Here is a 10,869-nt window from a genome sequence, read left to right on the forward strand (position 1 = left end):
GGCTTTTAGTATATCAAAGTGTTCTACCAAAAATTCTGGAAGTAATAATTTAAGAAGTTCCTGATCATTTATCATAAAGCAAAGATAATAGTATTAAAAGTTCCCCCCAACTTTTGCGCCTGAGCCTTTTTTATATCTTTTTTAGCAAACATATCATTTATCAAGAAACTTAAAAATATGAATAGAATGTTTCTTCCGTATTTCTCATGGATGCTAATTAAATTTCTATTTTAAATAATAATAAAAAAATCGTTACTTTCGTATAAAATAAATTTTTGATGAATATTCTTTTATTAGAGGACGATCTTATTCTTTCAGCAGAGCTTTGTAAGTTTTTGGAGTCAAATAATTTTACCTGTGATAAGATGTATGATGGTGAAACTTTCCTTCATCAGATTAAAAATAGAACTTATGATATGTATCTGCTAGATATTAATGTTCCCAAGATTAATGGTTTAGAAGTTTGTAATACCATTCGTTCCTTTGATAAAAATACGCCTATTATTATTATTTCGGCCTACGGAGATATTTCAGATAAAAAAGAAGCCTTTACGAGATTAGCGGATGATTATTTAGTGAAGCCTTTTCAGTTTGAAGAACTTCTTTTACGAATCAATTCATTATTAAGAAGAAAGATCCCTTCTGAAACTATCGATCAAGATATTATTAGAATTGATGATTTGATTATCAATAAAACGGAGCAAAAAGTGTATAGAAGTGGAAAGGAAATTGTTCTTACACTAAAAGAATTTCAATTGTTAGTTTATCTCGCTGAGGCACAGGGAAGAACAGTTTCCAAACAACAGATCACAGAACATGTATGGGAACATAATTTCAATACCAACACCAATACAGTAGAGGTCTATATCAATTTCCTAAGAAAAAAAATAGATAAAGATTTTAAAGTAAAATTGATTCATACTCGTTCAGGTTTTGGATATTATTTAAGCTCATTACAATAAATGTCTTTAAAAAGAAAGATCGCGCTCAATCTTAGTATTACTTTTTCGTTACTATTCGGAATAGTAATGGTAATTATTTACATGTCGTTTAATGACTTTAGGAAAGATGAATTTAAAGAAAGATTTAGACAAAGACTTGAATTTACTTCCCATTTTATTGAAAAGTCAAAAAACTTTGAAGAAGAAGCACCTCTTTTTTTTAGTGAAAATTCGGATAATATTTTGCTCAATGAAACTATATTAATTTTTAATAGTAATAAAGACCTAATATATAGTACTATAAAGGACCGGAATGTAACTTGGGATAATACTTTGCTTAAGGAATTAGATGAAAAAAAAATTATTTATGCAGAAAGAACTGTTCCTGAAATTTATGCGGCACTTAGACATATCAACGGAGAAAACTATTACATCCTAACAAGTGCTTATGATACGAATGGGACATCAAAATTATCCTATCTGAAATACCTCTTAATTACAGCTTATGTAATAAGTACTCTTCTTATTGGTTTTTTTAGTTATTATTTTATGGGGCAGTTTCTTCATCCGTTAGAAGAATTAAATAAAGAAATTTCTGAAGTCACTGCACATAAGTTAACCACACAAATTCCTGTTGTAGAGTCGCATGATGAAATAAGTATCCTTGCAACATCTTTCAATACGATGATTGCAAGACTGGATGATGTTTTTCAATCTCAAAAGGATTTTACGGCGAGTGCTTCTCATGAAATCAGAACCCCTATTACCAGAATGGCATTTCAGCTGGAAAACTTGATTAAGCTCCAACAACATACCCCCGAAACATTATCTTCGTTAAAACAGATTCAACAAGATGTGTATCAACTATCAGATTTAACCAATTCTTTATTACTTCTTACCAAATTTGATAAGGAGAATATTCAATCCATTTACGAAGAGGTGAGAATTGATGAAGTTATTTTTGAATCTTTTCAAACGGTTGAGAAAAGCTATCCTAATCTTAAAATGGATTTTTTAATTTCTGAAAATACATCGGAAAATGCTCTTTTAACCATCAAAGGAGTACAATCTCTTTTAAGTATAGTATTCATTAATTTATTTAAAAATGCAGCCATCTATTCAGATAATACAGAAGTGGATGTCTTGATTACAGAAGGAAGCTCAGATCTTATTATTGATGTGACTTCTCGGGGTAATGTCATTTCAAAGGAAGAGCAATCGAAATTATTTGAAGCTTTTACGAGAGGAGATAATTCCCAAAATATTTCAGGTTCTGGTCTCGGCCTTAGAATTGTAAAAAGAATTCTTGAATACCATGGAGCCGAAATTACTTATTCGGTACCCGAAGAGAAAATAAATAAATTTAGTCTTAATTTTATAAAATGACTTCATCAGGACAATACCAGAAACATATTTAGTATTCTCCATTGCATTATTGAATTGTATAATGCTTTGTGACAATATTATTTAAATAATAATTTTCCTCTTCATAATTGTCTTGATAATAATATATGACTTGTACTTCACCTCCTGACATTCTCCTGGAATTACTTTGCGCAATAGTATTTTCTAATGTCTGGTGATGCTATTAATTTTTCTGTGGAAGTATATGTCTCTCCATTTAAGATGATTTTTAATGTATGCGTTTTGCCAATCATTGGATTGAAAGAGAATATTTTTTTAAAGTTTACAACTAAAAAGCTATTGAATAGATAATTTAATAAGATTTTATTTTGTGTTGTTTGTAAAAATGATAATATATTTAATTAAGAGGATTAATATTGTTTATCATTTAAAAAGATTTTGATTAATTTTAATTTTTTTTTAAGTATACTTTAAGGTCATTTTAATTCTATAAAAGCAAATTTGTAATACATAAAACTGAGTGCATGAACAAAATCACCGGAGTCTTTATTATTATTTCTTCATGGATGGTAGCACAGAAACAAATGTCACTTTCGGATTGTGAAGAAGCTTTTCAAAGGAACAACCTGCAGCTGCTCGCGGAACAGTATAATATTAATATGGCTGATGCAGATATTCTCCAAGCTAAAATATGGGAATTACCACAGTTAAGTGGACAAATTAATGCCTATAATCCACAAGATAAAAAAGTTTTTGATGTAGGACATGCTAAAGGTGCGGCAATAACTCAGTTGATCTATATGGGAGGCAAAAAGAAAAATGAAATTGCCTTTGCAAAATCAAATAAAGAACTGGCACAACTGCAGTTTTCACAATTATTGGTCGATCTCAAATCACAACTTCGAACTACCTATTTTAATCTTTACTATGAGAACCTGAAGCTTGAAAACACAAATAAGCAGAGAGGTTACATGAATGATCTATTAAGTGCATATAAGGTACAATCAGCGAAGGGAAATGTCTCTTTAAAAGATGAGGTAAGATTACAAAGTATAGTTATTCAGTTAAATAATGATAGGGTTGAAATCAATAAAAATATTGTTGAATTTGAACAAAATTTGAAATTGCTAACAGGGATTACAGAAGATATCCAACCTCAATTATCCGATACAGAAGCAAAAGAAACGTTAGTCTTACAGCCATTTGGTAACGAAGAGGAACTAAAAGCAAAAGCCTTAGAAAATAATGCCGATTATCAATACTATTTAAAATTAATCGAAAATAGTAAACTCTATGCTCAGTGGCAAAAATCGTTGAATGTGCCGGATCTAAATCTAGGCGCCGGATGGGATCAGAATGGAGGAACATTTAAAAATGAGGTTAATCTTATGGTAGGAATTCCCTTGCCTTTATGGAAGAGTAACAAAGGTAATGTAGAAAAAGCCAATTATGCCATTCAGCAAAATCAGAAAAATGCCGATTATCAAAGATTGAATCTTGAAACTAAAGTTCAGTCTGCCTATAAAACTTGGAAAGTTCAATATGATCAATTAAGTGAAATACAATCCACAGATCTTAATAATATGGAGCTTGTATACAATGGAATGTTGACGAACTTCAGAAAAGGAAATGTAAGTCTTATAGAATTTACAGATTTCATGGATAGTTACAGAGAAACGGCTCTTCAAATCTATGAAATGAAAAATCAGCTTATGCAATCAGCGGAACAACTCAATCAACTCATACAAACGAAAATTTTCTATTAAGCAATGAAAAAGTATTTAACTCCTGTATTGATCATATTATCATTACTCTCTTGTTCAAAAAAAGTTGAGGAGAGTACTTCTCAAGCGAAAAAAGGATTTGAACTAAGTAATACAATGCTGAAATCTATTTCTTTAGCAAAAGTTGAGAAAAAATATATAGAAGATGACTATAACTTTTATGGAAAAATTTCTGCAGATAAGAATAGTTATATTGATGTATATCCCTTGGTGGGAGGAAATGTCTTAAGTGTAAATGTTGAACTGGGAGATTATGTGAAAAAAGGACAGGTGCTAGCAACAATCCGAAGCACTGAGTTGGCGGAGATTCAAAAAGATGTAAGTGATGCTAAAACAGATCTTGTCGTTGCTCAGAATAACCTTCGGGTAGCAAAAGAAATGTATGAAGGAAAATTAAATACTGAGAGAGATGTTTTAGAGGCTAAAAGTCAACTACAAAAAGCTCAAGACCAATTACAAAGAGCGATGGCAGTAAGTACAGTATATGACGTGAAACAAGGGAATATATATACGGTTGTTGCTCCAATAAATGGATATATTGTTCAGAAAAATATCAATAAAGATATGCAGCTTCGAAGCGACAGAAGTGATAATATTTTTGATGTGGCTAATACAACGAACGTTTGGGCAATCATGAATGTAAATGAATCAGATATTGATAAAATAAATTTAGGAATGAAAGCGGAGGTTTCCACATTATCATATCCGGATAAGATTTTTTACGGGAAAATTGACAAGATTTTTAAAATTATAGACCCTCAAACCAATGCAATGCAGGCAAGAGTTGTATTGGATAATGCGAATGGCTTGCTTATTCCGGAAAGTAAAGCAACAATAAAAGTTTCAAGTTCAGAAAATAATATGGCATTAACAGTTCCCTCTAAAGCAGTGATTTTTGATGATAATAGAAGTTTTGTGGTGATTTTCAAATCCCGAACAGATGTAAAGGTTAAAGAAATTAAAGTGTTAAAGCAAGTGGGAGATACTACTTATGTTTCTGAGGGATTATCAGAAGGAGAACAAGTTATCGCGGATAATCAATTGCTTATTTATCGTTCTCTTAATAGCTAATCTAATCAACTCATGAATAAATTCATTAAAAACATAATTGCTTTTTCGTTAAAAAATAAAGCTTTTACCTTTATTTGGGTTGCTGTTTTAGCCATTTCTGGTTTTATAAGTTTCAAAAACATGCCTATTGAAGCCTTTCCAGATGTCACCAATACCCAAATTGTCATTATTACCCAATGGAATGGACGAAGTGCCGAAGAAGTAGAACGTTTCGTTACGACTCCAATTGAATTGGCAATGAGTCCCGTTCAAAAGAAAACAAGTGTAAGGAGTACCACGATGTTTGGTCTTTCCATTGTTAAAATTCTTTTCGATGACGGAGTAGATGATACTTTTGCAAGAAATCAGGTCAATAATCAATTAAGAACAGTAAATCTTCCAGATGAGGTCGATCCTGAAGTACAACCTCCTTATGGTCCAACAGGAGAAATTTTTCGATATACTTTACAGAGTAAAACAAAAGATTCCCGAGAATTGCTGACTTTACAAAATTGGGTTGTAGACCGGGCATTGAGAGGAGTTCCTGGGGTAGCAGATATTAATGTTTTCGGAGGCCAGGATAAGGTTTTTGAATTAAGTATAGATCCAAGAGGATTAGATAAATATAATTTGACACCATTACAGGTGTACGATGCCGTAACGAAGAGTAATTTAAATGTGGGAGGAGATGTAATTGAGAAAAATGGACAAGCTTATGTAGTAAGAGGGATAGGGTTAGTAAAATCAGTTTCTGATATTGGAAATATTACGATACAGAACGATAGTGGAAATCCGGTCTTGGTTAAAAATGTGGCAGAAGTCCATGAGAGTTCAATGCCTAGAGTAGGACAAGCAGGACTCAATAACCAAGAAGATACAGTGGAAGGTATTGTAGTGATGAGGAAAGGAGAAAATCCCCGTGATGTATTGATTGGAGTTAAAGCTAAAATTAAAGAGCTCAATGAAAAAATTCTTCCGAAAGATGTAAAAATGGTCACATTTTATGATCGGGATAATTTAATGGACTTTACAACACATACTGTTATGCATAACCTTATTGAGGGAATTGTATTAGTAACTGTAATTGTTTTAATTTTCATGGCGGACTGGAGGACAACGTTTATTGTTTCTATTATTATTCCATTATCATTACTGTTTGCTTTTTTATGTTTAAAGTTGGCGGGAATGAGTGCCAATTTACTTTCTTTAGGAGCCGTTGATTTTGGGATTATTATTGATGGCGCAGTAGTGATGGTCGAAGGACTTTTCGTAATGCTTGACCATAAAGCGCATAAATATGGAAGCGAAAAGTTTAATAAAATGGCAAAAGGAGGATGGATTAAACAGACAGGAACTGGCTTGGGAAAAGCAATTTTCTTTTCAAAATTAATTATAATAACATCTTTAATCCCCATCTTTTCATTTCAGAAAGTAGAAGGGAAAATGTTTTCACCATTAGCCTTTACACTAGGTTTTGCATTAATGGGAGCATTGATTTTTACCTTGACGCTAGTTCCGGTTCTTTCTCATATTCTTTTAAATAAAAATGTAAAAGAAAAAAATAACCCTTTTGTGAATTTTTGGGATCGAATTGTAATGAAAGGTTTCAGCTATACTTTTAAGTATAAAAAAATGAGCCTTATAGCAGCTATTGCATTTCTAGCAGTCACATTATTTTCAGGGAAATTTTTAGGAACCGAATTTCTACCACAATTAAACGAAGGATCTCTTTGGATCACCGCAGAAATGCCAATGAGTTCATCTCTGAAAGAATCACTAAAGACAGCAGATCTTTTAAAGAAAGATATAATGAGTTTTTCAGAAGTTACAGATGTCTTGGCACAAACGGGGCGAAGTAATGATGGGACGGATCCAAATGGTTTTGGTTTTGTACAATTTGCCGTAAATCTTAAACCTAAAGAAGAATGGAAACGCAAAATTACGTATGATGAATTGATTGAAGAAATTGATGAAAAACTAAGAAACTATCAAGGAATTACATTTAATTATTCACAACCTATTTCAGATAATGTTGCGGAAGCGGTGGCTGGATTCAAAGCGGAAAATGGAATTAAAATTTATGGAGATAATCTTGAAACTTTAGATAGATTAGCTGAAGAAGTACTAAAGAAGATTAAGAATGTAGAAGGCGTAAAAGATCCTGGAATCATAAAAAATATTGGACAGCCTGAAGTAAGTGTTGTTTTAGATAGAGATAAAATGGCAGCATATGGGGTGATGCCTGCGGATGCACAGGCTGTTTTGGAAATGGCTTTTGGAGGAAAAACGGCATCGGAAATGTTTGATGGGGAAAGGAAATTTCCTATACGTCTTCGCTATTCACAGGAATATAGAAAAGATGAAAATGATATTGCAGCACTAATGGTTCCTACTCAAGATGGTGCAAAAATCCCTTTAAAAGAGATCAGTACAATTATTAAAGATAATGGAGCTGCTTTTATTTATAGAGATGATATAAAACGATATATAGGAATAAAATTCTCCATTCGTGATCGTGATTTGGGAAGTACTATTGCAGACGCACAAAAATCTGTTTCAAAAATCGAACTTCCAGACGGGTATAGTATTGGATGGACAGGACAGTTTGAAAATCAACAAAGAGCGTCTCACAGACTTGCACAAGTCGTACCTATAAGTATTTTAGGAATTTTCTTTCTTTTATTTATATTGTTTGGAAATATGAAAGATTCTCTTCTTGTATTGGCCAATGTTCCATTTGCATTAATAGGAGGAATTATTGCACTTCACATTACGGGAATTAATTTTGGAATTTCGGCAGGAGTGGGAATGATTGCATTATTGGGAATATGTATTCAGAATGGGGTTATCCTAATAACTGAATTTCACCAAAATGTTAAAAATGGATTAAATCTAGATAACGCCATATTAAATGGGGTAAAATCCAGGACAAGACCCGTTATAATGACTGCGTTGATGGCCTCTATTGGATTAATGCCGGCTGCATTATCTACCGGAATTGGATCTGAATCACAAAAACCCTTAGCCATTGTAATTATTGGAGGACTTGTCACGGCAACGACTCTTACTCTGTTAATTTTCCCCATTATTTTTTGGATATTTAATCGAGCGAAGAGATCGGAACAAATATAAAAATCATGTCCGGAGTCATATTACTTCGGACTTTATTTATAACTATAACTAGGGTTAAAAGGGTAAACTAATTAAAAAAACAAGGAGATATATTTTTTTTATGTGATTCATTATTAAAACGATAGATTAGCTATTCAATATATTATTGAGGATATTTTAAAGAAAACATTTCTTTGTTTTTTTTCAATCAGGAAATTTGTGTAAATTTGCACTTCAATACATGGAAATATACGAGTTTGTAATTCTTTGGATTTGAATATTGAAACTTTTTTTTGTAAAAAGGTTTTAATATTTAAAAATTCATTATATTTGCAAACCGAAAATTTGAATAAAACAATAAATAAATAATTTTAAATCATGGCAAAGGAAACGTTTAATCGTAACAAACCACACTTGAACATTGGTACTATTGGTCACGTTGACCATGGTAAAACTACACTTACTGCTGCTATTAGTAGTGTGTTAGCTAATAAAGGTCTTGCTGAGAAGAAAGATTTCTCTGCTATTGACTCTGCTCCAGAAGAAAAAGAAAGAGGTATCACTATTAATACTGCTCACATCGAGTACGAAACTGTAAACAGACATTATGCGCACGTTGATTGTCCAGGTCACGCTGACTATGTTAAGAACATGGTAACAGGTGCTGCTCAGATGGACGGAGCTATCTTAGTATGTGCTGCTACAGATGGACCAATGCCACAAACAAGAGAACATATCTTACTTTGCCGTCAGGTAAATGTACCTAGAATTGTTGTCTTCATGAATAAAGTTGATATGGTAGATGATGCTGAGTTATTAGAGCTTGTTGAGCTTGAACTTAGAGATCTTTTATCTACTTACGAATATGATGGAGATAATTCTCCAGTAATCCAAGGATCTGCTCTTGGAGCTCTTAACGGAGATGAGAAATGGGTTAAAACTGTTGAAGAATTAATGGATGCAGTTGATACTTGGATCGAACAACCAGTAAGAGATCAAGATAAGCCATTCTTGATGCCAATCGAAGACGTATTCTCTATTACAGGTAGAGGTACTGTAGCAACTGGTAGAATCGAGGCTGGTGTTATCAATACAGGAGATCCTGTTGATATCGTTGGTATGGGTGATGAGAAATTGACTTCTACAATTACAGGAGTTGAGATGTTCAGAAAAATCCTAGATAGAGGTGAAGCTGGTGATAACGTAGGTCTATTGTTGAGAGGTATTGAAAAAACTGACATCAAGAGAGGTATGGTTATTGCTAAGAAAGACTCTGTTAAACCACACAAAAAATTCAAAGCTGAGGTTTATATCCTTTCTAAAGAAGAAGGTGGACGTCACACTCCATTCCACAACAAATATCGTCCTCAGTTCTATGTAAGAACTACTGACGTTACAGGTGAAATCTTCTTGCCAGAAGGTGTAGAAATGGTAATGCCTGGTGATAACTTAACAATTACAGTAGAATTGTTACAACCAATCGCTCTTAACGACGGACTTAGATTCGCAATCAGAGAAGGAGGTAGAACAGTAGGTGCTGGTCAGGTTACTGAAATCTTAGATTAATATCTTAAAATATAAAAGGCTTCCGTAAGGAAATTCTTACGGAGCTTTTTAACTACGGGCATCGTCCAATGGTAGGATACCGGTCTCCAAAACCGTTGATCAGGGTTCGAATCCTTGTGCCCGTGCAAATATAAATTATGAGTTCATTTATCGATTTTTTAAAAGGTTCTTATATCGAATTCAGGCATAAAGTTGAATGGCCAAAATGGGCTGATTTGCAATCTTCAACTATTGTAGTTACCATTGCAACAGTTATTTTGTCATTATTTACTTTTGGAGTTGATGAATTGTTTTCTAAAGCAATTAGCAACATGGTAGGGATACTAATCAACTTGTTCAATTAATATAAAAATATTTTCCATAATGAGCGAATTGAAATGGTATGTGCTGAAAGCGATCAGCGGACAGGAAAATAAAGTCAAAAACTATATTGAGACAGAAATCAAACGTTTAGGATTTGAGCAGTACGTTACTCAAGTGGTTATTCCTATGGAAAAAGTGATTCAACTTAGAAACGGTAAGAAAGTTCCTAAAGAAAGACCCTATTATCCAGGTTACCTAATGATTGAGGCTGATCTAATGGGAGAAATACCTCACGTAATTAAAAATATTCCAGGTGTAATTTCTTTCTTGAGTTTAACTAAAGGAGGAGATCCCGTTCCAATGAGAAAGTCTGAAGTAAACAGAATGCTTGGAAGAATGGATGAATTATCAGAATTTGCAAGTGATGTTGAAATTCCTTATTTGGTAGGTGAAAATATCAAAGTAATTGACGGACCATTTAATGGATTCAACGGAACAGTTGAGAAAATTTTAGAAGATAAAAAGAAAATCGAAGTTTCGGTTCTTATTTTTGGTCGAAAAACTCCAATGGAGTTAAGCTACATGCAAGTAGAAAAAATATAACTATATTTTCAATATATAAGTATCCGTCTCACAACTGAGGCGGATATTTTTTTGGATACCTCAATAGGATTTCGTATATTTATATTTGATAATCAGATATTTGCTTATGAATTTCAAGCATTATAACCAAAATCAGCTGGTTTTGT

At 32.8% G+C, this 10,869-nt stretch carries 8 protein-coding genes and 1 tRNA gene; all 9 read left to right on the forward strand.

Features of this window, described 5'->3' with window-relative positions; genetic code table 11:
* The first annotated feature begins 278 nt into the window (after positions 1-278).
* Positions 279-962 carry a response regulator transcription factor gene (locus tag CHRY9293_RS17710; protein WP_162034196.1) on the forward strand — a complete coding sequence of 228 codons (684 nt, stop codon included), beginning with the start codon at positions 279-281 and terminating at the stop codon, positions 960-962.
* On the forward strand, positions 963-2,327 hold the full coding sequence (locus CHRY9293_RS17715; RefSeq protein WP_162034197.1) for an ATP-binding protein: 1,365 nt from the start codon (positions 963-965) through the stop codon (positions 2,325-2,327).
* A 503-nt stretch (positions 2,328-2,830) separates the two neighbouring features.
* Positions 2,831-4,072: a TolC family protein gene (locus CHRY9293_RS17720; RefSeq protein ID WP_162034198.1), complete on the forward strand. Its 1,242-nt coding sequence runs from the start codon at positions 2,831-2,833 to the stop codon at positions 4,070-4,072.
* A 3-nt stretch (positions 4,073-4,075) separates the two neighbouring features.
* Positions 4,076-5,161: an efflux RND transporter periplasmic adaptor subunit gene (locus tag CHRY9293_RS17725; protein WP_162034199.1), complete on the forward strand. Its 1,086-nt coding sequence runs from the start codon at positions 4,076-4,078 to the stop codon at positions 5,159-5,161.
* Between the two features lie 12 nt (positions 5,162-5,173).
* Positions 5,174-8,272 carry an efflux RND transporter permease subunit gene (locus tag CHRY9293_RS17730; protein WP_162034200.1) on the forward strand — a complete coding sequence of 1,033 codons (3,099 nt, stop codon included), beginning with the start codon at positions 5,174-5,176 and terminating at the stop codon, positions 8,270-8,272.
* 357 nt (positions 8,273-8,629) lie between these two features.
* Positions 8,630-9,817, forward strand: coding sequence for an elongation factor Tu (gene tuf / locus CHRY9293_RS17735; protein ID WP_122548483.1), 1,188 nt, complete (start codon positions 8,630-8,632; stop codon positions 9,815-9,817).
* 54 nt (positions 9,818-9,871) lie between these two features.
* Positions 9,872-9,942 (forward strand) — tRNA-Trp (locus CHRY9293_RS17740).
* Between the two features lie 12 nt (positions 9,943-9,954).
* On the forward strand, positions 9,955-10,161 hold the full coding sequence (gene secE / locus CHRY9293_RS17745; protein ID WP_122548482.1) for a preprotein translocase subunit SecE: 207 nt from the start codon (positions 9,955-9,957) through the stop codon (positions 10,159-10,161).
* Positions 10,162-10,180: 19 nt separating this feature from the next.
* On the forward strand, positions 10,181-10,723 hold the full coding sequence (nusG, locus tag CHRY9293_RS17750) for a transcription termination/antitermination protein NusG (RefSeq protein ID WP_122548481.1): 543 nt from the start codon (positions 10,181-10,183) through the stop codon (positions 10,721-10,723).
* The last annotated feature ends 146 nt before the right edge of the window (positions 10,724-10,869 follow it).

This window comes from Chryseobacterium potabilaquae (assembly GCF_902728265.1).
GTDB lineage: Bacteria > Bacteroidota > Bacteroidia > Flavobacteriales > Weeksellaceae > Chryseobacterium > Chryseobacterium potabilaquae.